Annotated in this window: 26 protein-coding genes and 1 pseudogene; 12 read left to right on the forward strand and 15 right to left on the reverse strand. The window is 69.0% G+C overall.

What is annotated here, in order from left to right:
• Positions 1 to 163 precede the first annotated feature (163 nt).
• A complete protein-coding gene (locus tag ACF09J_RS35070; RefSeq protein WP_392309510.1) occupies positions 164 to 586 on the forward strand; it encodes a type II toxin-antitoxin system VapC family toxin in 423 nt (140 codons plus the stop codon).
• A 42-nt stretch (positions 587 to 628) separates the two neighbouring features.
• Here the strand turns inward: ACF09J_RS35070 and ACF09J_RS35075 are convergent, their stop codons facing one another.
• On the reverse strand, positions 629 to 1,468 hold the full coding sequence (locus ACF09J_RS35075) for a hypothetical protein (RefSeq protein WP_392309511.1): 840 nt from the start codon (positions 1,466 to 1,468) through the stop codon (positions 629 to 631).
• Positions 1,469 to 2,003: 535 nt separating this feature from the next.
• On the opposite strand from ACF09J_RS35075, the gene ACF09J_RS35080 reads away from it, so the two are divergent.
• The 4 genes and pseudogenes from ACF09J_RS35080 to ACF09J_RS35095 all read left to right on the forward strand — a co-directional run bounded on the left by ACF09J_RS35080 (position 2,004) and on the right by ACF09J_RS35095 (position 4,182).
• Positions 2,004 to 2,684, forward strand: coding sequence for a recombinase family protein (locus ACF09J_RS35080; protein WP_392309512.1), 681 nt, complete (start codon positions 2,004 to 2,006; stop codon positions 2,682 to 2,684).
• Between the two features lie 483 nt (positions 2,685 to 3,167).
• Complete coding sequence (locus ACF09J_RS35085) at positions 3,168 to 3,383, forward strand: hypothetical protein (protein WP_392309513.1); 216 nt, start codon at positions 3,168 to 3,170, stop codon at positions 3,381 to 3,383.
• A gap of 13 nt (positions 3,384 to 3,396) precedes the next feature.
• Positions 3,397 to 3,627 (forward strand): annotated as a pseudogene (locus tag ACF09J_RS35090) (helix-turn-helix domain-containing protein); the annotation flags it as partial.
• A 102-nt stretch (positions 3,628 to 3,729) separates the two neighbouring features.
• Complete coding sequence (locus tag ACF09J_RS35095; RefSeq protein WP_392309542.1) at positions 3,730 to 4,182, forward strand: hypothetical protein; 453 nt, start codon at positions 3,730 to 3,732, stop codon at positions 4,180 to 4,182.
• 62 nt (positions 4,183 to 4,244) lie between these two features.
• On the opposite strand, the gene ACF09J_RS35100 is transcribed toward ACF09J_RS35095, so the two are convergent.
• On the reverse strand, positions 4,245 to 4,940 hold the full coding sequence (locus tag ACF09J_RS35100) for a hypothetical protein (protein ID WP_392309514.1): 696 nt from the start codon (positions 4,938 to 4,940) through the stop codon (positions 4,245 to 4,247).
• Positions 4,941 to 5,035: 95 nt separating this feature from the next.
• Here ACF09J_RS35100 and ACF09J_RS35105 point away from each other — a divergent pair, with 95 nt between their 5' ends.
• A complete protein-coding gene (locus tag ACF09J_RS35105) occupies positions 5,036 to 6,334 on the forward strand; it encodes a hypothetical protein (RefSeq protein WP_392309515.1) in 1,299 nt (432 codons plus the stop codon).
• Between the two features lie 223 nt (positions 6,335 to 6,557).
• Here the strand turns inward: ACF09J_RS35105 and ACF09J_RS35110 are convergent, their stop codons facing one another.
• The 3 genes from ACF09J_RS35110 to ACF09J_RS35120 form a co-directional block, all read right to left on the reverse strand.
• A complete protein-coding gene (locus ACF09J_RS35110) occupies positions 6,558 to 8,090 on the reverse strand; it encodes a hypothetical protein (protein ID WP_392309516.1) in 1,533 nt (510 codons plus the stop codon).
• A gap of 350 nt (positions 8,091 to 8,440) precedes the next feature.
• A complete protein-coding gene (locus tag ACF09J_RS35115; protein ID WP_392309517.1) occupies positions 8,441 to 8,692 on the reverse strand; it encodes a hypothetical protein in 252 nt (83 codons plus the stop codon).
• A 129-nt stretch (positions 8,693 to 8,821) separates the two neighbouring features.
• The gene (locus tag ACF09J_RS35120) at positions 8,822 to 9,967 is read right to left on the reverse strand and encodes a hypothetical protein (protein ID WP_392309518.1); all 1,146 of its coding nucleotides are present in this window, start codon (positions 9,965 to 9,967) and stop codon (positions 8,822 to 8,824) included.
• Between the two features lie 449 nt (positions 9,968 to 10,416).
• On the opposite strand from ACF09J_RS35120, the gene ACF09J_RS35125 reads away from it, so the two are divergent.
• A complete protein-coding gene (locus ACF09J_RS35125; RefSeq protein WP_392309519.1) occupies positions 10,417 to 11,100 on the forward strand; it encodes a hypothetical protein in 684 nt (227 codons plus the stop codon).
• The gene (locus ACF09J_RS35130) at positions 11,097 to 11,936 is read left to right on the forward strand and encodes a hypothetical protein (protein WP_392309520.1); all 840 of its coding nucleotides are present in this window, start codon (positions 11,097 to 11,099) and stop codon (positions 11,934 to 11,936) included. Before ACF09J_RS35125 ends, ACF09J_RS35130 begins: the two co-directional genes overlap by 4 nt.
• Positions 11,937 to 11,994: 58 nt before the next feature.
• On the opposite strand, the gene ACF09J_RS35135 is transcribed toward ACF09J_RS35130, so the two are convergent.
• The 9 genes from ACF09J_RS35135 to ACF09J_RS35175 all read right to left on the reverse strand — a co-directional run bounded on the left by ACF09J_RS35135 (position 11,995) and on the right by ACF09J_RS35175 (position 16,371).
• Positions 11,995 to 12,714: a hypothetical protein gene (locus tag ACF09J_RS35135; RefSeq protein ID WP_392309521.1), complete on the reverse strand. Its 720-nt coding sequence runs from the start codon at positions 12,712 to 12,714 to the stop codon at positions 11,995 to 11,997.
• Complete coding sequence (locus ACF09J_RS35140) at positions 12,711 to 13,148, reverse strand: hypothetical protein (protein ID WP_392309522.1); 438 nt, start codon at positions 13,146 to 13,148, stop codon at positions 12,711 to 12,713. The genes ACF09J_RS35135 and ACF09J_RS35140 overlap by 4 nt, the downstream gene beginning before the upstream one ends.
• On the reverse strand, positions 13,145 to 13,333 hold the full coding sequence (locus ACF09J_RS35145) for a hypothetical protein (protein ID WP_392309523.1): 189 nt from the start codon (positions 13,331 to 13,333) through the stop codon (positions 13,145 to 13,147). Before ACF09J_RS35145 ends, ACF09J_RS35140 begins: the two co-directional genes overlap by 4 nt.
• On the reverse strand, positions 13,330 to 14,862 hold the full coding sequence (locus ACF09J_RS35150; protein WP_392309524.1) for a DNA cytosine methyltransferase: 1,533 nt from the start codon (positions 14,860 to 14,862) through the stop codon (positions 13,330 to 13,332). Before ACF09J_RS35150 ends, ACF09J_RS35145 begins: the two co-directional genes overlap by 4 nt.
• On the reverse strand, positions 14,856 to 15,296 hold the full coding sequence (locus tag ACF09J_RS35155; RefSeq protein WP_392309525.1) for an ASCH domain-containing protein: 441 nt from the start codon (positions 15,294 to 15,296) through the stop codon (positions 14,856 to 14,858). Before ACF09J_RS35155 ends, ACF09J_RS35150 begins: the two co-directional genes overlap by 7 nt.
• Positions 15,293 to 15,580 carry a hypothetical protein gene (locus tag ACF09J_RS35160; protein WP_392309526.1) on the reverse strand — a complete coding sequence of 96 codons (288 nt, stop codon included), beginning with the start codon at positions 15,578 to 15,580 and terminating at the stop codon, positions 15,293 to 15,295. The genes ACF09J_RS35155 and ACF09J_RS35160 overlap by 4 nt, the downstream gene beginning before the upstream one ends.
• The gene (locus ACF09J_RS35165) at positions 15,577 to 15,762 is read right to left on the reverse strand and encodes a hypothetical protein (protein WP_392309527.1); all 186 of its coding nucleotides are present in this window, start codon (positions 15,760 to 15,762) and stop codon (positions 15,577 to 15,579) included. The genes ACF09J_RS35160 and ACF09J_RS35165 overlap by 4 nt, the downstream gene beginning before the upstream one ends.
• A 172-nt stretch (positions 15,763 to 15,934) precedes the next feature.
• Positions 15,935 to 16,072, reverse strand: coding sequence for a hypothetical protein (locus ACF09J_RS35170; protein ID WP_392309528.1), 138 nt, complete (start codon positions 16,070 to 16,072; stop codon positions 15,935 to 15,937).
• Positions 16,069 to 16,371, reverse strand: coding sequence for a hypothetical protein (locus tag ACF09J_RS35175; RefSeq protein WP_392309529.1), 303 nt, complete (start codon positions 16,369 to 16,371; stop codon positions 16,069 to 16,071). The genes ACF09J_RS35170 and ACF09J_RS35175 overlap by 4 nt, the downstream gene beginning before the upstream one ends.
• Before the next feature lie 255 nt (positions 16,372 to 16,626).
• Between ACF09J_RS35175 and ACF09J_RS35180 the strand changes: the two genes are divergently transcribed.
• The 4 genes from ACF09J_RS35180 to ACF09J_RS35195 all read left to right on the forward strand — a co-directional run bounded on the left by ACF09J_RS35180 (position 16,627) and on the right by ACF09J_RS35195 (position 21,054).
• A complete protein-coding gene (locus tag ACF09J_RS35180; protein ID WP_392309530.1) occupies positions 16,627 to 16,848 on the forward strand; it encodes a hypothetical protein in 222 nt (73 codons plus the stop codon).
• A gap of 161 nt (positions 16,849 to 17,009) precedes the next feature.
• Complete coding sequence (locus ACF09J_RS35185; RefSeq protein ID WP_392309531.1) at positions 17,010 to 18,371, forward strand: DUF2637 domain-containing protein; 1,362 nt, start codon at positions 17,010 to 17,012, stop codon at positions 18,369 to 18,371.
• Between the two features lie 176 nt (positions 18,372 to 18,547).
• Positions 18,548 to 20,443, forward strand: coding sequence for a type IV secretory system conjugative DNA transfer family protein (locus ACF09J_RS35190; RefSeq protein ID WP_392309532.1), 1,896 nt, complete (start codon positions 18,548 to 18,550; stop codon positions 20,441 to 20,443).
• Positions 20,440 to 21,054: a hypothetical protein gene (locus ACF09J_RS35195; protein ID WP_392309533.1), complete on the forward strand. Its 615-nt coding sequence runs from the start codon at positions 20,440 to 20,442 to the stop codon at positions 21,052 to 21,054. Before ACF09J_RS35190 ends, ACF09J_RS35195 begins: the two co-directional genes overlap by 4 nt.
• Before the next feature lie 61 nt (positions 21,055 to 21,115).
• Here ACF09J_RS35195 and ACF09J_RS35200 read toward each other — a convergent pair whose 3' ends face one another.
• The gene (locus ACF09J_RS35200; RefSeq protein ID WP_392309534.1) at positions 21,116 to 21,682 is read right to left on the reverse strand and encodes a hypothetical protein; all 567 of its coding nucleotides are present in this window, start codon (positions 21,680 to 21,682) and stop codon (positions 21,116 to 21,118) included.
• Between the last annotated feature and the right edge of the window lie 172 nt (positions 21,683 to 21,854).

The following is a 21,854-nucleotide window of genomic DNA, read 5'->3' on the forward strand; positions in this document are numbered from 1 at the left end:
CTGGACGACGCGGCCGCCGCGCTGCGCCAGTACTCCCCCGCGGCCTCCGGCGAACCGCCGTACCCGGCCTCGGTCGGCGTGCTGACCGAGGCGCCGGCGGACCTGGCCTCGCGTGTTGACGACTACCTCGCCGAGGGCTTCGGCCGATGACACAATTCGGCGGGTGATCGTCGTAGACACTGGCCCGCTGGTCGCTCTCGTCAGTCCGCGTGACGCGGCGCACGCTGCGTGCCGGGCCTGGTTCGATGGACTTCCGACCCGCCGGGACCTGGTGGTGCCCGCTACCGTGGTGGCGGAAGCCTGCTACCTCATCGAACGGTTCGGCGGCGCTCCTGCGGAGGGCGCTTTCCTGGACGACCTGGCGGTGGGTGCGTACGGCACGGTCACGGGCCTGATGCCAGAGGACCTGCAGCGCATGGGCGACCTGGTCCGCCAGTACGCCAGTCTGCCGCTCGGTGGCACGGACGCCTCGGTCGTCGCGGTCGCTGAGCGGGTCAAGACACTGCGCGTCGCCACGCTCGACCGCAGGCACTTCTCCGTGGTCCGCTCCCGACGCGGGGAGGCGTTCACGCTCTACCCGGCGTGACTATTGCCCCCGTAGCTGACCTGCGAAGGTTCCCCGGGTGGTTCATTCGACGGGCCGAGGGACGCCACGCGTGTCGTAGTGGTCCTTCAGGACATCCGTTAGGACCTGCGCCGCAACGTCGGCTTCCCTTCTGATGGCATCCACGGCATCGGTGCTGGCATCCGCTGCTGCTGTCGAGGCGAGCAGGTCCATGTAGGCCGGCACCTCCAACTCCTCCCGCTCGGCTTCCTCGCGCAGAGCGATGAGCTGGTCGATCGTGCCCACACGCGCCGCGTACTCCTCCAGCGCGCCGACGCTCCTCTCCAACGCGGCCCGGCTTTCGTCCAGGACGGCCGCCCGTCTGGCCAGCACCTCACCCACGACCGCGTTGCCCGTAGCTTCGAACCGCTCATGCCGTACCGCCACCCGGGAGGTCGCCTGTGCACGGACGGCGATCTCCCAGACCACCTGCGGCAGCTCCGCCTCGTTCCGCGCACGGTCGAGGACGCCCTCGCGCTGCGCGGCGGAATTCCTTACGGCGTCGGCGGCTAGAAGAGCACGCTTCAGCAGCTCGCCTTCCCTACCCGCGACGTCACACAGACGCACGTAGTGCCCGGTACGACGGCCAGCTATGACGAACGGCCGCCGCAACTCTTTAGGCAGGTGGTAAACCCAGATGCCGCCCATGAGCACCGCGGCCCCTGCGACCACGAAGGCGATCCCGGCGACCCAGTGGAAGAAGGTTGCGAGAAAGAATCCGGACAACCACATCAGGCCCCAGCCGACAAGGGCGGCGCCGATTGCCGCGCCCACCGACCCGGCGATCTGGAACGCATACTCCTGACGAGCCTCCTTCAGTTCACGGACGCATCTGTCAACCTCGAAGCGCAGCCGCGGATCCACCTCCCTTCGCAGGCGCCCGTCCCCCGGGGGAAGCCAGGGCCCAGGGGTCCTCTCCAGGGCCCGCCGCTCTTCCTCCGGCAGCCCCGGATCGACGATTACCTTCCGTGCAACCTCGCGCTGGTCCACTCCGCCCCCCGGTGAAGATCCTGTGATGATCACAGACTCTACAAGTCTGCGCGCCAGGGGCGAAGGGCGAGAGGTTCACGCCGCTGGCACCGCCCGCAACCGCCGTGCTTGGGAGTCCAACGTGAACGGTCTCGACACCCGCACCGCTGTGCTGCTGGCGAGCGCCGACGGCACGTACGTCGCCTTTCTGCACCCCCTGCCGGTGCCGCGCTCCTCGTGAGCTTGGCTGTTGTCGGCCTGCTCCACACTCTGCTGCGGTGGCCCCGTTCAACAACCGATCGGTTGTTGGACACGGGCCGCCGGACGTCGACACGCCCGGCCGGATGCGAGTTCTAGCGTCCAACAAGGGTGTTCAACAACAGAGGGCGTCCAGGAACGCGCCAGAGCCCTTTTCTGTACGGTGCCGTGCATGACGACTACCGCTGAGTGGGCAGACGCTGACAGCCCGCTGGAAGCCTTCCCCGTGAACTCCTCCGGTGCCCGGGTCGGGTATGCGCGAGTCTCCACGAAGGGGCAGCTGCTCGATCGACAGATCGCGGCGCTGGAGGTGGCTGGCTGCGTGCGGGTCTTCACCGACAAGAAGTCGGGCAAGAACGCGGAGCGCGAGGAACTGTGGAAGTGCCTCGACTACCTCCGACCCGGTGACACCCTCGTGGTGCCCTCACTCGACCGGTTGGGCCGCTCGATCCAAGACCTGATCTCCATCGTCTCCGGCCTGCGCAAGCGCGGGATCGGCTTCCAGTCGCTCCACGAGGCGCTGGACACCACGACTCCGGGCGGCCGCCTGGTCTTCCACGTGTTCGCGGCGCTCGCGGAGTTCATCCGGGAACTGATCGTGCAGGGCACCCACGAGGGCCTGGCGGCGGCGCGAGCTCGGGGTGAGCGGATCGGACGGCCGCCGGCCATGACCGCGGAGCAGATCCGCCATGCTCGGGCGCTGCTCGCGCAACCGGAGAACACGATCACGTCGATCGCGAAGCTGCTCGGGATCTCCCGTACGACCCTCTACAAGTACGTGCCGGAGCTGGCGACTGGCCGGGACTCCTTGGTGACCAGTGACGCGCCCGCCGCGTTGTCTGCTCCGCGCTGACCGTTAGGTCCGGAAACACGGGAGCCCCGGCATGCTGATGCCGGGGCTCCCGTGTGTGCCGTTCCAGTTGCAGCTGGTTCGGCGATCAGGTTCGTGTCCTTGAGCAGTGGTTGTGCAGCCCGTGCTTCGAGACGTTTTCCACGTGTGGAATGAACCTGTTGGAGCTTCGCAAGGCGATCCGTACGACTGCAACAAGAACCGGGTTGCGACTGAATCAATTCTCCTTACCACGGGGCACTGACAAATGGCAGATCTTGCTCCGCCGCAGGTCAGAGGCTTTCGGAACGCCTCTTTCCGGAAGCCGTCACTTCTGTCACTAGGCGTACGGGGATGCCCGTGCATCAACGACTGGGAGGTTTCCAGATCTAGTGCCACCATGCTGCCCAGCCGGGTGATTGCAGTTGCCCAGCGGTGTTGTGCAGCCCGTCCGTGACGCCAGAGGGCTTTCCCTCTGGCGTCCCAACTCCCCAGGGAGATCGAGACATGAAAAAGCGCCAGCAGCACGCGTGTGTACAGAAGCCGGCCGCCCCGGAACGGCTCAATGGGCCGGAAGCCGTCGTCATCATCATCGTGATAACGGTGTGTGCGGTGCTCGTGTATGCGGGGATGCCGGTTACCGCGGCCATGGAAGTCCTGGCCGGTGGTGGCCTGATCGGGTCTCAAGTGGCCCGCCGTACTTCTCTTACCCCTGGTATGTGAGGGGGCGGTGCTTGTGGGACGGGGACGGCCGGAGAAGCCCATCACAACGCCGAACCGGAGCCTAGGGCGACTCGCCATCTGGCTGCGGAACCATCGCAGAGAAGCGGGTCTGTCGCACCGGCAACTGGCCGAGCGAACGATCTACAGTGCGGCAACCTTGTCCCGTGCGACGACCGGGGAGAAGATCCCCAGACTGCCGGTGGTGGAGGCTTTCGCCCGCGCATGCGGGGGAAACGTCGCCCAGGCACGGAGGCTATGGCGGGAAGCCCGGTGGGAGGAGCACCGTACGAGCGAGGCGCTCCGCACCATTCCGCCGGAGCTTAGCGCGGTCACGGAACCCGAAGACATGATCGCGGCGCTGCAGGATCTGTACTACAGAAGTGGCGCCATGCCGATCGAGGAAATCGAGCGGCGAGCCGGCGGGGCTGGCCTACTTCCTCACACCACCCTGCACCGGATGGTTCTCGGGCAGACCATGCTGCAGCTAGAGCAGCTCGTAGCCTTCCTCAATGTCTGCGAGGTGCCCGAACATGAGCGTGGTGCATGGCGCAAGGCCTGGACACGAGCATGGAGGCGCCGGGAGTCGGAGAAGGAGATTCGGGTTGTTCGGGTTGTTCGGGGTCCCGCCCCTCGCGCCGTTCCCGACGACCTGTCCGCCTATGATCCCCGTCGCGTCGAGGAAGCCCTCAACCCCCTCCCGCAATTCCGTGAGACGTGGCGTTCCCTCAAGAAGGGGGTGTCTTCTTCCCTATGGCAGGGGAAACATCGCGGCGAATCCGAATTCGAGGCCGCCAGCTGAGCGAGTCAAGAGCATCTCGCACTGTACCGCTGGGCTCGAATTCTCCCCCGACACTCCTGGGCCTACAGCTGCGGGGCCGTGCCGAACTCGGCGGCCTTGTCGGTCGGCTCGGGGCCGTCTGTCTGCTCGAACTTGGTCAGCTTCCAGCCCTCGGGCGTCCAGTGGAGCGACATGCTCATGGTGAGCCACCCTGACTCGACGGGGATCTCCGTGCTGACGGACTTGCCGGTGAGACCGAACAACGTGCTGCACCAGACGTCTATCTCGGCTGTGCTGCCGGTGTAGGCCCGGAGGATGGTGCCTGCGGGCATGGCGCGGGAGATGAACCGCCCTCCGGCCGGGGGGCGGCCTTGGTCGTCGAGACCGAGCTGTCGGGTGAAGGGGCCGTATTGGTCGTCGTGTTCCTGGATCTCCTTGGACCACTGGTCCGGCTCGTAAGTGCTCTGCAGAAAGCGGTGACGGGCCTCAGCGTCGAACATGCGCTCGCTGCCGAACACGGCGGCCATCTTGGCGGCCGCGCTCTGGGCGCCGTCCCTGCTGTGGGGTGTCGGGGCGGGCAGGTCGGCGGCCGGCGGCTTACTCGAGGTCCCGCCTCGGGTGGCCAGGGCAAGGACGACGACGGCCAGGACGACACCCCCCACGGCGGCAATGAGCCTGCGGCGCCCCCGTCGCTCCTTCTTGACGGTTGTCCATATGACCGGCTGCTGGCCGCTGGTGGCCATCCACACTCCCCCGCTCGTGGTGATCGTGACGCGCACGACCGTATCCGGCACGGGTGAGGCTGCGGGAGCGCGGCCCCGCTACCGGTGATGCCGTGGGAAGCTCATAGTCCGTGAATTGCTTGGGGGTTGATGTGTCCGCGCACGTACGTACTGCGGCCCGCCTGTGGATATCTGTCGTCGTCGGCGTCGTCGCGTTGCTCGTGCTCGGGCCCACGGCGGCGCACGCCGATCCGGCACCGACGCCCACGGCGGCGACGGATGCGCCGTCGCCTGCTGCCTCAGCGTCGCCGGACCCGTGCGAGCAGATCCGGGAGCCGGCTAAGAAGTACTGCGAGCGGGGCCAGCAGGGCAAACAGGGCAGCGATAGCGGATCGCTGCCTGATCCCACGTCCAACCTGGACCCCATGTCGTCGCTCGCCGACGGCATCGCCGAGGGTGCGGCCTGGGTGGTTACCAAGCTCAGTGACGCGGTGACGGTGACAGCGGAAGTTGACTTCACCAACGGGTCGTTCGTGAAGACGTACGCGATTGTCTTCGCCGGGAGCACCTTCCTTGTGATCATGGTGTGGCTCTGGGCCGTGATCAGGCGGGCCGTACGGGGCGTTCCCATGACCAGGGCTCTCGGGGAGGCCGTCGGCTTGCTCTGGGTCACGGTCCTGGCCTCGGCGTTCACCCCCTTGGTCCTCTACGTCCTGGTGTCGGCGGTGGACTCCATCACAGATGCGATCGCTGGCGGTTCGGCTCACGGGAAGTTCTTCGACACCTTCGCCAAGGCTCTGACCGAGAACAAGGATGGCGGCCCCTTCGTCAAGATCGTCTTGTCCCTCGTGGCGATGCTCGCGGCAGGCGTGCTCTGGATCGAAATGGTCCTCCGTGCCGCGCTGCTCTACGCGGGAGCGGTTCTGGGCACGGTCGTCTACTCAGGGCTGGTCGACAAGGAGCTGTGGAGCCGGGTCCGCCGCTGGGTGGGCATCATGGTGGCAATCATCATGGTCAAGCCGATCATCGTCATTGTGCTGAGGCTCGCCAATGCGCTCAGCACTGGGGAGCCAGACAACATCGGCGCGATCATGTCCGGGATTTCCCTCATCATCCTGGCCATCTTCGCTAGTGCCCTGATCTTCCGAATGGTGCCGGGGATGGGTGACGAGATCGTGGCCGCGCGACGAGACAGCTACGACCCGGCAAGCCGTCAGACCTCTGCGGTCGTCACGCGACCGGTCGCCGGGATCACGCAGGGCATCAACACCCACGCAAGCCGCGACGCGGCCTCGCGGGCGCCCACGACCACACAAACCTCGTCGTCCGCCTCCCACGCCAGCGGCGGCATCGCGGCCCATTCGACCCGGCCCACCTCCTCCGGTTCCGGCCCGCGCTCGTCGGGGTCCGGAGTGCCGAACCAAGACAGCCGAGGCGGTTCGGGGAACTGACCAGGGTCAGGGGCCAGGCTGCGGGTTGTTCATCCCAATCAGCACCCCGACCACAATGATCGCCACCAGCAAATAGAACTTGGCTTTCAGGCTCACGAACGGGCCCCTCCTCGACACAGACAGCTCCGCTCACGTTACTGCCCGGGGCCCGACCTCAACTCGCGGTCGGGCCCTGGGCGTTGTTGCACCCTGGCGGCGCGGTACCGCCAGCGTGAAGGACCAACTAGCGGCGGCGGGCGCGCTTCTCAGCGCGGGCGCGGGCCAGGGCTGCGCGGTAAGTCTGCTCGGCCTCGGAGCGGGCCGCGGGCATGTCCAGGTACCGGCGTTCCTCCATCTCCGCCAGGTGGACATGCTCGGGCTGCCGTGCCGACCAGCGGCGCGGTTGCTCCTCCTCGGAGCTACGGGTGGTCCAGCGGTCCAGGCTCCACCGGTCGGTGAGTTCGGCGCGCTTCGCCTCGGCGGCCAGCTCCGCCTCGGCGGCCAGGCGGGCGGCCTCGCGGCGCCGGTTCTGCTCCCGCAGATCCTCCTCACGGCTGCTGAGGTCAGGCTGGGCTACCGGCTGCATAAGGATGCGGGCTCGCTTGGCCACGGTGCTGTCGATGTCGTCCCACTCCGCCACGCTGGGGGCCGGAACGGCGGTCCGCCGGCGGCCGTAGCCGAGGGCGTCCTTGCGGGAGTTGATGAGCCGCCACAGCCGCCAGGCGGCCAGGCGGCCGACGTCGTCCACCCCGGCAACGCTGCTCGACAGCACCTCGACCAGCTCGCTCTCGGTTGAGCGGCGGAGCGCGATCCCGACCGTGCGCTGCAGATCGGACCACGCCGAACCGCTCTGCCAGCGTCCAAGCTCGTCCCAGGACCCGTTAGGCAAAATCACCTTGCCGTAGCCGAGTTGGGCCCGCCAAGCGTGCCATGCGCGCCTCAGAACCCTGTCTGCCACGGCGCTGGGGTCATCCCCGAACAGGACCGAAGACTTCTTTCCAGGCGCCGCCGAAGGCGTCGTTTTTGCTTGTCCCATGTCGTTCGACCAGCTCAGCCCACTACTACCTGCAGAGAAAAGACCAGATAGCTGAAAGCCCTTCGCGTAAGAGGGAGACGTTTTGCCATTCCCTATCAGCCGCTGAGTCAGGACCTCGGCACGCTCCCGGTCGGCCACGGCCCAGCACCGCAGATCCTGCGGCCCGGCGTCGGCTCCCAGGAACTTGGCGGACGTACGGATAGCCTCGGCCGCGACGGCGGCCGGAGAGTCCGCCTGGTGCTCCCAACGCGGAGCGGCGGCCAGCTCGGCGGCCGTCTGCTCGTCCAGCTCGACGGGCTCGGCCCCGGCCAGTGGCGCGGGCGCGCTGGCGGTGAGACGGCCGTACCGGGCGTCCTCGTGCCGCACTTCGAACTCCGGGAGGTCCCACACCTTCAGCTGGCGCATCAGGTCGTCGGGGAGGTCGTTCGGGATCGCGTCGACTCGGAGACACAGGGCGTAGACCGCGCGGCGGCCCGGCGCCGGCTTCACCGCCTGCTCGACGTACCCGTGGCGGTACGCCAACTTCAGGTCGTCCCAGAACCGGTCATCCCCGAACCCCTCGGTGAGCGCGTAGCCGTGGGCCAGGTCCATGCCTCCGTCGACACGTCCCGTGTCCCACTGGCCGATCACATGACCGGTGGTGGGGTTCAGCTCCTGCTGGGAGAGGAACCGGGACAGGCGGCGAAGGCGCATGGGCAGCTCACCGCGGCTGTCTGCGATCTCCAGGATGCGGTACCACATGTACTGGTTGATCTGAGGAAAGCGCAGTACAGCGACGGTTTCGGTTTCCAGCGACAGCGGCGCGCGGGGCGCCGGTTCCGGCTGTACGACGGACACACCGGAAGAAGGGCGCACTGGGCCGCCATCGCAGCGATGAGCTACGATGCTGCTGCTCCTGAAGCTAGATATGGGGGCACAACGAAGGCCCGGCCCCGGACTGCGTCCGGTGCCTAGAAAAGGGCCTTACCTGTGGGAATAGGGACTTCTCAGACGTCGCCGGCCAGCTAGGGCTGAGATGGTCCCGCCGGAACGATGCGGTGCCCTGATCTGAGGTTTCGGGTCAGGGCTTTTTGCATGTCCGGACGTTGTTGTCATCCGGCCCGGGGCGCCTCCTTCGCGGCGGCTGCGCGGGCTGCCCGCGTCTTGCGGTAGCTCTGGCGCCTGTGGAGCTCTCGAATGGCCTGCCGGAGGACTTCCGCGCCGGACACGCCAAGCTCGCTCACCAGCTCCTCGTAGAGCGGACGCTCTTCGTCGCCGGGGTGAAGGATGACGGTCGCGCGCACAGCCTTCTCCGGCGGATGCACCGTCCGGTTCTTGTGCTGAAGTCCTCGTACGCCTGCCATGGCAGTGATCATAGCCACAAGTGATCCGCGTTGGACCAACGACACGGAAGTTATCTGCGATTTCCCCGTGACGCGGGAAGTCGACAAGTAGCTTCCCGCCTAGCGGGACGGCCCAAATTCCCCGAGTTTTCAGGGGAGTAGGGCTTGGGAGAGGTTCGCGATCCGTCGTTGGACGTCGGTGCGCGCACCACTCTTTCCGGGGACACGGGTGCGCAGACTTAGCAACTCGGTGCCCAACTCACGGGTTCGGGCTGGATCGCTGACGAGGTGCCAGGCTCCGTGGGCGCGGTCGACGGCCTCGGCCACCTCGGGGTGGTGCTCGGGCTGGTCGGCGGTCAGGCGGACCACGGCGGCCTGGAGCCACAGCTGACAGGCGCGGTCCGGGGCGCCTTCCTGCAGCGCGAGGAACGCGCGGACCTCGATCCAGTGGGCCACCTCGACCGACTGGGTGCCGTGCTCGCGGAGCGCGGCCTGCTCGTACGAGACGGCGATGGCGGCGGCCTCGCCGTGGCGGCCGGCGCGGCTCGCCTCGCTGATCGCGCGGTGCGGGTCGCCCTCGGCGGTGGTCGCTGTGTTCTCAGTCCTCGGCGCGGGCACGTGGACGTCCGTCTGTGGGGCCTGGTCGACGGGCGGTTGCCCTCCGAGCATCAGAGTGGCGGCGGGGTCGACGGCGGCCGCGCGGACGGCTTGGTGGTGCAGCTGCTCGGGGACCGGTCGGACGTCGGCGGTCCGGAGGATGTGCGCGAGCGCGTGCGTGTACGCGGGGTTGGGGCGGTGGCGGCGGTCCTGCAGCTGCACGGTGCCGTACAGCGCGAACGGCCCGGCCAGGGTCTGCTCCTGGTGGACGAGGGTCTGCCAGACGTCCGTGTCGGCCGCTAGGTCGGCCAGCACTGTGGTGGTGCCCGGCGGCCGGCGGTGCAGCTCGGCCGCGATCCAGTGCCACGGGAGCGCGGTGTACCGGACGGTGCGGGCGGTGGTGCGGGCCAGGGCCAGGTGGAGAAGGTGCTGGCGGGCGTCGACCACCAGCTGCCCGGAGAAATAGACGAGTAGCGGGCCCTCGACGGCGGCCGCGGTGCGCAGGTTCGTCAACACCGTGTTGGGGTCGTCGGGGTTGGCCAGCTGTACGGCGCTCGCGTACGAGGTGCCGACCAGTCGCGCCGGCGGAACGGCGGCCAGCTGAGGCAACAGGGCGTTGACCGTGAACGGGTGCCTCGTGGGCGGCTCGGCGGCGACCAGTAGTGCGTATCCCGACTGTTCCCCCGTGCTGATCCCCATGGGCGCCACCGTAACCGGCCTCTCGGTGTCCGTGCGGCTTGCGGCACAGGTCCGGGCTGAGCGGGGTGGTTCCCTCGTTGGGCGGCAGGCGAAGCCCTACCGCGCCGTTCGTCGGGCTGCCAGGCTCGCGCTTGCGCGACCGCGAAGCGGCTCGGCCTGGCGGCCCGGCGGGCGGTGTGGTGCCCTCCAGGTGCCGTCCGACGAGGGGGCCGCACCGCGACCCACCACCATCTCCACCACCCACCAACCCGCACCAAAATCCTTGCCCCCACCCCCTCCGCAGGGTGGCCGGGGTGTGGGGCGGAGCCCCGCGCAGTAACCCGCACCCGCTCCCGGTCGCCAATTGGCGACTGGCCCCGGAGCCGAACGGGCGCCTTCGTCGTACAAGCTGCCGAAGCTGCGCCGGTCGGTCCTCTCGATCACGGGGCGGGGCTGTACCGTCCCGTGCCATGACGAAACCTCGCCCCGTGCCGGTGCTGCCCGCCCAGGGTCGCCGGATTGCCTTCGTGGGGAAGGGTGGCGCGGGCAAGTCGACGATGCTCGCGCACTTCCTCGCCTACTGGAAGTCGTACGGAGTGCCGTGCATCGGCATCGACACCGACGTGCCGGGAGATGACGAGAACGGCACGCTCTACGAACACGCTCAGGTGGTCGACCTGGGCGCCCCGGTCTACCCGGCGCCGGCCATTCACCAAATCCGCAATGAGGCCCTGCGACTGTGCCCGGAGAAGGGGCTGTGTGCCCTGGACACCGGAGCGTGGGAGCGCAAGAAGGACGGTCCGCACCTGCAGGTGCTGAGTGCGGTCGACCTGGCCGTGTTGTGCCTCCAGCCGACTGGCAACGAGGTACAGCGGGCTGGGTCCGTGCTCGGCGCAATCGAGTCGTTGCGCACGACGGGTGCCCGCGCGCCCCAGCTCGTCATCCTGATCACGATGGTGGATCCGAGCACGGCCACGCCGGACGACGTGGACAGGGAGCTGGCAGAGGCGGGGTACACCGTGCTGCGAAACCGGTATGAACTGTCCAACGCCCGCAACGGGTACGCGCAGTCCTGGGGCAAGCCCATCAGGACCAAGCCGGACACGAACATGGACCTCATGGCACGGGAGATCCTGGACGTGGTGGCCCGGTGAGCAAGGCATCGGAGAAATCCCGCAGCGCGATCGGAGCCGCGCTCCGCAACGGGCTGGAGAAGCGCGGCGGCGGCGCCCAGCTGCCCGTACAGGCGTCTTCCAGCACCGAGGTGGAACTGAGTCCCCACGAGCGTCTGCGAGCCCTGGAGGCTCGCATTGAGGCGTCTTTGGGGGAGTACCAGCAAAGCCTCCGGCGGCTGCAGGCCCGGCACCGTGTGGAGGTCGGCCAGCTCCTGGACGAGATCAACGAATCCGGGCTGTGGGAGCTGGAGGGGCACGAGAAGTTCGGGCACTACGTGAAAGCACGGTGGGGCTGGGACCGGTCGTACGGGTACCGGCTCATGGACCTGGCCTTGGTCCACCGTGCGCTCGCTCCCCTCGGTCAGGCCGTGCTCGACACCGTGGTGGAGTCGCACGCCCGGGAGCTGGCCCCGGTCGTCAAGGTGAACGGGGACGAAGGCGCCCGGAACTTCGTGGAAGTCCTCCGGCAGGAGTCCGGCGGGAAGCGTGTCACCGCGGCAGTGATCGCGGCCCGGCGGGATCAGGAAGGGCTCGGCGTAGCCTCCTCCGACCTGTTGCCGACAGGCGACGAGGACGAGGTGGTGGACGCGGAGCTGGTGGACGATGACGAGGACACGGCGGAGAAGGTCGGCCAGTCCATCCGGGCCGCTGCGGACACGGCGGAGCGTGCGCTGCGGCAGCTGGACGAGGCTCTGGCGCTCGACGCCGCGCCGTTCCACCGTGCCGATGCTGCCGTGGACCTCTCCCGCATCCGGACGGTTGCTGTGCGGATGCAGCGGCGGGCGGACGGGATTCCCGGCCCGGCCAACTCGTAGGCGAGCACAGCAGAAGGGCCCCGCCGTGCGGCGGGGCCCTTCGTCGTTGCGGGGTCGGTCAGTTCAGCTCGGCCACGTGGGCGGCCTTCAACAGGGCCTGTACGTCCAGCTCCTGGCCCGGCTGGATCGCGCGCTGCTGGCGGGCGGCGGCGGCCGCAACGATCGCGTCCACTTTCGCCTGCTCCTGGTGGTACTCCCACTGAGCCGTGGTCACGGCGCCAGCGGTCTCGATGGCCTTCAGTCGGGCCTCGTTGGCGCCGCGGGTCTCCTCCATGACCAGCTCGTGGGCCTGGGCGCGGATCTCGCGGCGGTCGGCCCGCCACAGTGGCGCGCACACCGCGTACACCGCGGCGGTGCACCCGGCCCACAGCAGGGTGGCCAGCTGCCAGTCCGGCGTCCAGGCGGTGACCCCGGCGAACGCGAGCACGGCGGCTCCGCCGAAGGAAAGGCGCACGGTCTCGTTGTCGCCGTGCTGCTTCGACGCGGCGATGCACCCCGCGCACCCCGCGAGCGCGGCCAGGGGGCCGGTGATCCACAGCGGGGCGGTGGAGCCGTCCGGGATGTTCTGCCCCCAGCTCCATGCGAGCGCGGACATGCTGCTGGTCGCCAGGCCCGGGGCGATGCGGCCGAAGTGTTCCCAGAGCCAGCGGCCGGCCGTGCGGCGCGGCGGCAGCTGCGGGGCGGGGCGGAACGTCGGCGGCACGGGCTGGCGGTGGGCCTGCTCGATCAGGTACAGGGCCGGATCGAACGGCGCGGGGCTCTGGTGCTGCTCGGTCACAGCGACATCTCCTGTCCGTCTCGGGTGAGTTCCTGCTGGTGCTGCTGGCTGGAGCGGTACCGGTCGTCCCGGCTGCGCCGCTCGGCCTCCTCGCGCTCGCGGCCGGCCAGCTCGCGCTGCCTGCGCTCGGGGAGTGTGGGGCCCTTGGCGCCCCACACGGTCACCTCGCCGGGGTTGGCGGTGCCGGGCGGGGCGGGGTCGATGGCGGCCACTTCCTGGCCCCGGTAGAGCACGGTCCCCAGCTCGGTGACCTGGAAGCCGTGTTCACCCTTGGCTGGGTCGTCCCGGACGACGCGCTGCCCGTCGATGGACACGCCGCGGTGGTCAAGGGAGACCTTGTGACCGTGCCGCTCGACGGTGAGGCGGGCCTGCCCGTTGCGGGCGTTGTCCCGGTCCCATCGCCAAGGGTTGAACTCCTCGTTCTCCTTGCTCACCGGTCCACCTCCGGCTCGGGGGAGCGGTCGCCAATTGGCGACTGCGGGACGTACGGGGCCAGCTCGGTCTCGGCGGCCGCCGGCCGGGCCGGGCCCGCCACGGCGGGCTCCGGCTCGACCTCGACGGGAAACAGGTCCATCTGCCACCCGCCGTTCATGGCGCGCGGGTCTTTGCGGCGGGTCACCACGCCACCTCCAGCGGCTCACCGGTGACGGCCTCCACGAGGGCGGACACAATGACCTCCGCCACGGGCGGCGTGACCGCGTTCCCCAGCTTGCGGACCTTGTCCCGCTTGGAACCGGTGACGATGTACGGGTCTGGGAAGGCCATGGCTGCCTGGATCTCGTGGGGCTCCAGCATCCGGAAGCGCACGTCTCCCAGGTCCACCGATTCCTGGACCTCTGCGAGCGACCAGCGGTCGCGCGTCGTCACGGTGCCCACGGGCTCCTCGACGGTGCGGGCCGTGCCGGTGCTGTAGTACGGGATCAGCAGCTTCTGGCCGGTGACGAGGCCGTGATGGTTCCCACTCGCGCTGACCGTGCCCACGGGCTCGTCCACGCCGTACGCGGTCTTCTTTGACCCTCCGCCCCGGAGGCTGATCTGGAACGGCGGGATGGCCAGCCCGGTCTCGTTGCGGGCGGTCTGGGTCCGCATCGGATCCTCGGCCGACGTCGCCACCTTCCCGTCCCGGCCCTCGGTCGGGACGAGCAAGGGCGGCACGGCCAGGCCGTCCGTTTCTCGCGTCGTGCGGGTCGGCATGGGGTCTTCGACCGACACCGGGTCGGTCCGCCAGGTCCCGCCGGCGGGCACCGTGAACGGGCGGGCGAACTTGGCGATGCCCCGGGCGATCCGCTCCATCGTGGCCTCGGCCAGCGGTTCGTCCCGCTCCGCGATCCGGCGGCCCTCAATCGACCAGTCGATGACGGCCGACGCGGGCATGACCTCGGGCTGCACGATCGCGTTGCGGCACCGCGCGTTCGGGCACCGGTACCAATACTGGCCGTTGCGCCCGTACGCGCCCATGTCCTTCTTCGGGTCCTTGAAGACCTGCATGGCGGCCACGGTCGCGTCGCACATCTGGCAGTACGCCCGGGGGCGCAGCCACTTGTTCCAGTCCGGCGTCCGCCCCAACGACTTGAGCCAGTAGGCGACGAACAGGCGGTTCCTCGACTGAGGCGCCCGGCGCGATCCACGGGCCTTGACGTGCATGGAGTTGATCGCGATAACGCGAACCTCGTACAGGCCCCCGCAACGAACCTCGCGGAGCCAGCGGGACCACTGGTCCCACTTCCTGCACTCGGTCACGTTCTCAACGACCCCGCACAGCACGGGCTTGCCTCGAAGAATCATCGCGTTCAGGTAGCGGGGAACCTCTTCCATGAGGGCACGGGCCCGCTTGGTCTCCGGGTCCGGCTCGTCCTCCCAGAACAGGACTCCCTGGGTGGAGTTGTCGAAGTCCCGGCGCTTGCCCCTCGCGTTGCTCCAGGGCGGACACGACGGGCTCGCCCAGAAGATGTCCGCGCGGGGGAACTTCGTGATGTCGGCGCGGGCCACGTCGCCCTCGTAGTGGTCGGCCCGGGGGAAGTTGCGGGCGTGGTCCTCCACGGCGTCCTTCTTGTGGTTCGCGGCGAAGATCAGTTCCGTGCCGGGCACCGCGGTGGACCCCTGGCTGGAGCCGCCGACCCCGGCGAACTCGTCATATACGGTCAGCACGGCCCAGCCCCCTCTCGCAGCACGCGGGCGGAGGTCTCGGGGCCCAACTGCTCGCGGACCTGGTCCATCAAGACGGGCGTGGGGATCCACAGGCCCTGAGCGCCCGTCCACGGGATCGGGAGCGGGAGGGGGGTCACCTCGTCCAGGACGTGGTGGAACTGGCCCGTGGCGGACCACGGGGTGCACGGGATCCTCTCCTCGGCGCTGTCGTGGCAGTCCGTGATCCGGGCGACCGCGAGCACGGCGCCCAGGTCCAGCTGGAGCCCGCGCACCACGGCGGCGACCATGGGCCCGCTGCGGCGGTCCACGGTCTTGCCCGCGTGGATGAGCACCGGCCCCCGGTACGAGGTCGGCCACACCCTGTTCTCCACGCGCTTGTCCGCGTGGGCGATGGCGGCCGCCCAGGGCTGGCGGATCGTCAGGGCGCGGATCATGCGATCACCGCCCAGAGGGATCGGCCCATCCCGTACAGGACGAGGGCAATCACCACGGCGACGGCGAGCACGGTACGCGTGGCCTTCAGGACGGGCCGGATACTCAGGGGTGCCCCCGTGAAGGCCAGCACGAGAGCGGCGGCCAGTACCGCGGTGCCGTATGTGGTCACGGCGGTCAGCAGGGCCTCGATTGCGTTCTGTCCGATCTCCACGGAGGTCACCAGGACCAGCACGGAGAGGACGAGGGCGGCGGCGGCGATCAGGCGTTCGCGAGCGATGCTCACTCGGACGCACCCCCCTGCGGGGCCACGACGGTGAACGCCTGCCCGGGGAGGTCGTAGTGGACGTGGGCGGTCGGGTAGCCGCCGGCGCGGTGCTCTCCGGCCAGCCACTCGGCGCGGTTCTCGGCGCGAAGGTCGGCGTCGGAGATCCGCTCCAGTTCCTTGGGGTTGGTGCAGTGCGGCATGAATGTGCCTCTCCATCAAGGCAAGCAAGAGGGAGGCGGGCCTGTCGCCAATTGGCGACAGGCCCGCCGGGGCCCTATCGGGCGGGGTGCGGCCGCGCGGGCTGCTGCTGCGGCTGGCGTCCGTCGCGTTCGTGCGGCTGCGGACGGATAGGCAGGGGCGGGTTCGTGCCGCTCATCCGGCGGGTCGAATCCCGCTCACGGCCTGGCCGTGGCGGCGCAGGTCGGCCTCCGCCTGCTGACGCATGGCCTCGGCGCGCTGGGCTGCTGCGGCGGCTTCAGCGGCCGCCTGTGCCTGCTCCTGCTCGGTCATGCCGCCACCGCCGGGACCGCGTTGGGCTTCGGGGAGCCGGTGGGGATGCGAGCCGGGAGGTCGTCGCCCGTGCCCGTGCTGATGCACTGGCAGGTGACGGCGATCAGACGGCCACCGCGGCGGACCATGACCTGCTGGAAGTCGTGGCAGTCCCCGCACTTGGGCTTGGGCGGCTGCTCGAACGCCGGACCCCACTTGCCCACGGCGACCAGTCGGCCACCGTTGACGGTGGAGAGGCTGACGGTCGCCAGGGGGGTACTGGCGGCGGGGGTGGAGATGGAGATGAAAGACTTGCTCACGGAGATCCCTCTCTCTGCGAATAGGGGTGTCCCAGCTCGGAAGGCGTTGGAGCGCCGTTCCGGGCGGAGAGGGTCGGGGGCGGGAACCCCCGGCCCTCTCGTTCGTTCTGGTTCCACCGTACGGCCTTTTTTCCTAGGCTGCAAGGAACCTAGGAAAAATAGTTGCTAGGAACCTAGGGACCTGCTTTCATAGATCCATAGCCGCACAGTGGGATCATCCCTCCACCTGCACGAACTCGGAGAGGTGGCGACCACATGACCGATGAGCCCAAGCCGAAGCGCAGGGGCCGGCCAAAGAAGGAGGAGAGCGTTCGGATGCGACCGCTGAACGTGGAAGTCCCGGAGGATCTGCAGCTGCACCGCCGGGGCACGCTTTGCAAGCTCGACACCGGAATGAGCTTGAAGGAACAGGTGGCGGCCGCGTACGACGAGTGGCTGACCCGCAAGGGCTACGGCAAGCCCACCAACGAGACCTGACGAGAAAGAACCCCGGTGGTGAGGACACACCACCAGGGCCCAAGACGCTGAGTTTGGAGACCTACATGCGTCACCACCAGGGTACGGCCGTAGATCCACCCGGATCTGCCACTGCCCCTGAAGAAAAGAAGGGCATTCCGGAGCTGACCCGGGTCCACCGTGTGCTGATCGGTGTCGTCACCCTCGGTGCGGTGGTCATCGCGTCCATCGGCTTCGCCGGCTCGTACTCCGCGGTGCACGACCTCGCGGTAAAGAAGGGGTTCGGGAACTTCGCCCTGGTCTTCCCCATCGGTATTGACGCCGGGATCGTCGTACTCCTCGGCCTCGACCTGCTCCTGACGTGGATTCGGATCCCGTTCCCGCTGCTCCGCCAGACGGCGTGGCTCCTGACGGCCGCCACGGTCGCCTTCAACGCTGCCTCGGCCTGGCCGGACCCGCTGGGCACGGGCATGCACGCGGTGATCCCGGTTCTGTTCGTCGTCGCTGTGGAGGCTGCCCGGCACGCAGTGGGCCGGATCGCAGACATCACGGCCGACAAGCACATGGAAGGCGTCCGCCTCACCCGCTGGATGCTCTCGCCTCTGCCCACGTTCCTCCTGTGGCGCCGGATGAAGCTCTGGGAACTCCGGTCGTACGAACAGGTCGTGAAGATGGAGCAGGAACGCCTGGTGTATCAGGCACGCCTGCGGCAGCGCTTCGGCCGCGCCTGGCGCCGGAAGGCTCCGGTGGAAGCGATGATGCCGCTGCGGCTGGCCCGGTACGGAGTCCCGCTCCGGGAGACCGCGACGGCGGGCCTGGAAGCTGCCGGTATCCCGGTGCCTGCGGAGCTGGAACGCTTCGACAACAACGTGCGCGAGGAACTGCCCTCGGCCGCCGTGCGGGAGCTGGAGCCTGTGCAGGTCGACGTCGACCAGCACCAGGGCCAGGACGAGGTGGACGCCCCGGAGATGGCGGCCGGTCACCCGGAGCCGGACGCGCTGCCGATCCCAGCGCAGGCAGACGCCGACCCGTACGAGGCGTACGAAACCGGCCCGGACGTCGAGTACAGCGGCGGGTACGACCCGTACGACCAGTTCCACGGCAACGGTCGGATGGCGGCCGCCGGCGGTCCTCTGGCAGCTCGTAGCGATGGGCGGCCGCAGATGGTGCAGGCCCGGATCGACCATGCCGACTGGCTCCAGAAGGACTCCGAGCCGGTTCCGGACGAGGCGGTCCAGTCGCCAATTGGCGACAGCGCGGAGCCCCTTCTGGCGCCTGAGCCGGTGCCGGTGCCGGAAGTCATCGACGAGGCCGTGGACGAGGGCCTGGACAAGACGACGGACGAGCTGGACGAGGGCGCGACCCCTGAGCCGGACCTGACGGGCAAGGAACTGCTGGAGTACCGCTACCTGCAGCTTCCTCCGGAACAGCGCTTCCCCCACCAGTCGGCCAGCGCTCTGGCTCGCCAGTGGCATGTGGACGCGGGCTTCAAAGAGAACAGCGCCCGGAAGTACCTGGGCGACATCATCAAGAAGCACAGCTGAGGAATCCCGGGGCTGAATGTCGGCCCCGGCTCGTACGGTGATCGTGAGGTCACCGGATAAATAGGCGCCCCCGGGAGGCGCTGGTACCGCCTGACCCGGGGACTTCGCGACAGAGGAGACTGCTCGTGTCACGCAAGGAAGAGAATCCCACACTCCCGACCACAGATTTTCCGGGCATGGAACCGCATTGGATGTACCGCATCCGCGACGCCCACAAGCCCTCCGACCTCATCGTCGGCAAGCCCCGCCGGGGCATCGGCACCTCGTACGCGGCCGCCGGTCTGCCCGCCGTGGCGGTGGTGGCGGCTGGCGCCGAGAAGGGCGGCGTCCCGGAGCCGTCCGTGGGCGGCGTCCTCGACCTCCTCAACACGGCGGGCTCGAACTGGCCCCTCGGCGGCTGGCTCGGCTTCATCGCCACGGGCCTTGGCGGCGCGGGCCTCGGCTACCTCCACCTGAAGCACAAGTTCGACCTGGGCAAGAGCGGCCCGACCACGAACGGGAAGCCCGCGGACCGTGTCGGCTTTGCCAACCCCAAGGAACTGAAGCGGTGGCTGTCTGAGGGCTCGCTGCGAGCCCGCGCCGGCACCCTCCGCCCGTCCCTGGCAGGCGCCAAGCCGCGTTCCATCAGCCCTCACGAGGTCGGGCTGCACCTCGGCACGGACCTGCTCCACAAGAAGGGCCTGTTCGTCGCCTGCGAGGACATCGTGCTGATGTACGCCCCGCCGCGTACCGGCAAGAGCGCCCAGTACGGCAACGCCATCATCGACGCGGCCGGCGCCTGCGTCGTCACCTCGACCCGCGGTGACCTGTACGAGCACACCCACAAGCTGAGGCGTGAGCACAACCGGCCCGTGTGGGTGTTCAACGCGGGCGTGAGCGGGGTGGAGAACACCCTGCGCTGGAACCTCGTGGAGGGCTGCCAGGACCCGGTGGTGGCCCTGCGTCGCGCCGGGTACCTGCTGGCGGCCTCGGCCAGCGGGGAGGCCATGGAGAACGCCTCCTTCTGGGAGGGGCACTCCTTCATGGTGCTGTCCTTCTACCTGATGGCGGCGGGCATCAAGGGCTACGACCTGACGCGCGTCCGGGCCTGGGTGACCGACTCGACCAACCGGGAGGCCCTGGACATCCTGGAAGGCCACCCGCAGCTGGTCCCCGCCGGCTGGGCCCGCGGCCTGTCGCAGATGCGGAACGCCCCGGAGAACACGCGGAACAGCGTGTACCTGACGCTGATCCGGTCGTTCGAGTTCATGTCGCTGCCCCAGGTAGTGGACATCGTGTCCCCCCGGCCCGGTCAGCAGAAGTTCGACGTGGCGGACTTCCTCCGCTCGCGCGGCACCCTGTACCTGATGGGCCGTGACCAGCAGTACGGCAGCGTCGCCCCGCTGTTCACCGCCCTGGTGGGTGAGATCTACGAGGCGGCTTACCTGGAAGCGGACAACAGCTCCGGCGGCCGCATGGACCCGTACGTGCGCTTCGTCCTGGACGAGGCGGCCGTGATCTGTCCGCTCCCGCTGCACAAGTGGTCGGCGGACGCGGGTGGCCGGAACATCCAGCTCCTGGTCAGCGTCCAGTCCCCGTCCCAGCTGCGCGAGCGCTGGGGCCACAACGGCGCGCAGACCATCATGAACAACTCCGTCCGCATCGCCCTGGGCGGCCTGTCCATCCCGCAGGATCTGGAAGAACTCTCCGTGCTGTGCGGGGAGAAGGACGAGGAAGTGGCCTCCTCCTCGTCCAACGACGACGACAAGCAGTCGCGCAACGTCTCGGTGCGACGGGTCCGGATCATGCCTCAGGACGCGATCCGGCAGATGAAGGAAGGGACCGGCCTCGTCTTCTACCGGCACCTTCCGCCGATCCGCTACGCCTTCACCCCGGTGTGGAACCGGAAGGACGTCAAGGAACTGGCGAAGCAGGAGAAAGCACAGGCCAAGCTGGAGGCCAAGCTGAAGAAGAACGGCGTACAGGTCGCCGGGCCCGTCCTCCCGCCGCAGATGCCCGCGGCGGCCCCGCACGGCCCGCAGCGGCAGCCCGCGGCGGCCGCTGACCAGACCATGTGGGGGAAGACCGGATGACCGACCAGTCCAAGGAGACGAAAGCCGTCTGGGAGCGCACCCGCGAACTGGGGCGGCAGCTGGACGAGGTGAACGGCCGCCTCAACACCCTGGAGGAACAGAAGCTCGCAGACCGGCTCCAGGAACTGTCCCTGGTCGTCAAGAAGCTGGCGGACAAGCCGGAAAGCAACGCTCCGGTGGTCTGGAACTGGAACACCTTCAACCCGCAGCAGCAGGCGAACGCCTGGGACATCCTCCTGAAGTGGGTGGAAGGTACGTTCCGGGTCCGCTGGCCCCGCTCCTACAAGGAGATGCTGGGGTACTCGGATCGGAGCTCCTCGTGCTGGTGGCAGCACGAGGACATGGTGGAAAGCCTCACCAGCCTGATGATGAGCCACCACTGGGCCTACCTCGACTCGGAGGCGTCGCCACTGCGGGTGGCTGAGTGGCTGGGCCGCTGGCTCCCCGACGCCGTACGCCAGGGCAAGTTCATCCTGGAAGACTGCAAGAACAGTTACGACGGGGGCAACGGCCACAAGCACGACCTGTTCGAGAACAAGGCGCTCCGGGAGGACAAGGAACAGCTGGAGCAGTACCTGCACATGCTGCGGACGGGCGAAGTGCCCAGCTGATCCGCCCCCACAACGGAAGAGGCCCGGACCGATGGTCCGGGCCTCTTCGCGTCGCCAGGGGTCAGGCGGCCGCCGCCACGGGCCGCTGCTTCTCGGTGCTGGTCGCCCACTCCAGGGCGTGCAGGACTCCGGCCGCGTAGTCCTCGTCCACCTCGTGCCAGGCGTTGCGCTCGATGCAGTCTCGGGCCCGGGTCTCTTCCCGCCCGACTTCGCGGGCGGTGTACGGGTACGTGTACGCCTCGCGGCTGATCGGGCTCGCCTGCAGCTCCCCCAGCAGCCATGCGGTGGCGGCCCACACGCCCTGGGCCACGGCCGCTTCCTTGCGGTGGTTGGCGTACACCTGGACTCGCGCGGCCTCGCCGGCGTGGTACTGCCTGGCGGCGTCGTCCCGGAGCGCTTCCAGCTCGGCGCGCTGGCGCCGGACGGCTCCTGGAACCCCTGGAATCGGTGCTGGCTTGGGCGGCACGGTGTTCCCGTACTCGTGGCCCGGCCACTGGGGCGTGGCCCCGGGCAGGATCGTGGGCCGCTCGGGGGTTCCAAGGATCTCGCTCACCGACCGCTGGGGCGGCTCGGCGGGCCCGTGCGGCGCCTGCCGGCGCTCGCTCCACGGATCGCTGCTGCTGGCCATGGAACGACGGTAGCCGCGGGGACTGACACGGTTCCAGGGTTTCCGCCCGTGCGGCCTGCGGCACGGGTCCGGGCTGAGCGGGGTGGTTCCCTCGTTGGGCGGCAGGCGAAGCCCTACCGCGCCGTTCGTCGGACGTCCAGGATCGGGCTTGCCCGACCGCGCTTGCGCGGCG

It is taken from the genome of Streptomyces sp. NPDC014889, assembly GCF_043081205.1.
GTDB lineage: Bacteria > Actinomycetota > Actinomycetes > Streptomycetales > Streptomycetaceae > Streptomyces.

Bases quoted from the DNA above. Each gene is read 5' to 3' on its own strand.
- ACF09J_RS35080 (WP_392309512.1), top strand. From the start codon at position 2,004: ATGACGACTACCGCTGAGTGGGCAGACGCTGACAGCCCGCTGGAAGCC.
- ACF09J_RS35085 (WP_392309513.1), top strand. From the start codon at position 3,168: ATGAAAAAGCGCCAGCAGCACGCGTGTGTACAGAAGCCGGCCGCCCCG.
- ACF09J_RS35095 (WP_392309542.1), top strand. From the start codon at position 3,730: ATGATCGCGGCGCTGCAGGATCTGTACTACAGAAGTGGCGCCATGCCG.
- ACF09J_RS35110 (WP_392309516.1), bottom strand. From the start codon at position 8,090: ATGTGGTACCGCATCCTGGAGATCGCAGACAGCCGCGGTGAGCTGCCC.
- ACF09J_RS35115 (WP_392309517.1), bottom strand. From the start codon at position 8,692: ATGGCAGGCGTACGAGGACTTCAGCACAAGAACCGGACGGTGCATCCG.
- ACF09J_RS35120 (WP_392309518.1), bottom strand. From the start codon at position 9,967: ATGGGGATCAGCACGGGGGAACAGTCGGGATACGCACTACTGGTCGCC.
- ACF09J_RS35125 (WP_392309519.1), top strand. From the start codon at position 10,417: ATGACGAAACCTCGCCCCGTGCCGGTGCTGCCCGCCCAGGGTCGCCGG.
- ACF09J_RS35155 (WP_392309525.1), bottom strand. From the start codon at position 15,296: ATGATCCGCGCCCTGACGATCCGCCAGCCCTGGGCGGCCGCCATCGCC.
- ACF09J_RS35165 (WP_392309527.1), bottom strand. From the start codon at position 15,762: ATGCCGCACTGCACCAACCCCAAGGAACTGGAGCGGATCTCCGACGCC.
- ACF09J_RS35170 (WP_392309528.1), bottom strand. From the start codon at position 16,072: ATGACCGAGCAGGAGCAGGCACAGGCGGCCGCTGAAGCCGCCGCAGCA.
- ACF09J_RS35180 (WP_392309530.1), top strand. From the start codon at position 16,627: ATGACCGATGAGCCCAAGCCGAAGCGCAGGGGCCGGCCAAAGAAGGAG.
- ACF09J_RS35190 (WP_392309532.1), top strand. From the start codon at position 18,548: ATGGAACCGCATTGGATGTACCGCATCCGCGACGCCCACAAGCCCTCC.
- ACF09J_RS35195 (WP_392309533.1), top strand. From the start codon at position 20,440: ATGACCGACCAGTCCAAGGAGACGAAAGCCGTCTGGGAGCGCACCCGC.
- ACF09J_RS35200 (WP_392309534.1), bottom strand. From the start codon at position 21,682: ATGGCCAGCAGCAGCGATCCGTGGAGCGAGCGCCGGCAGGCGCCGCAC.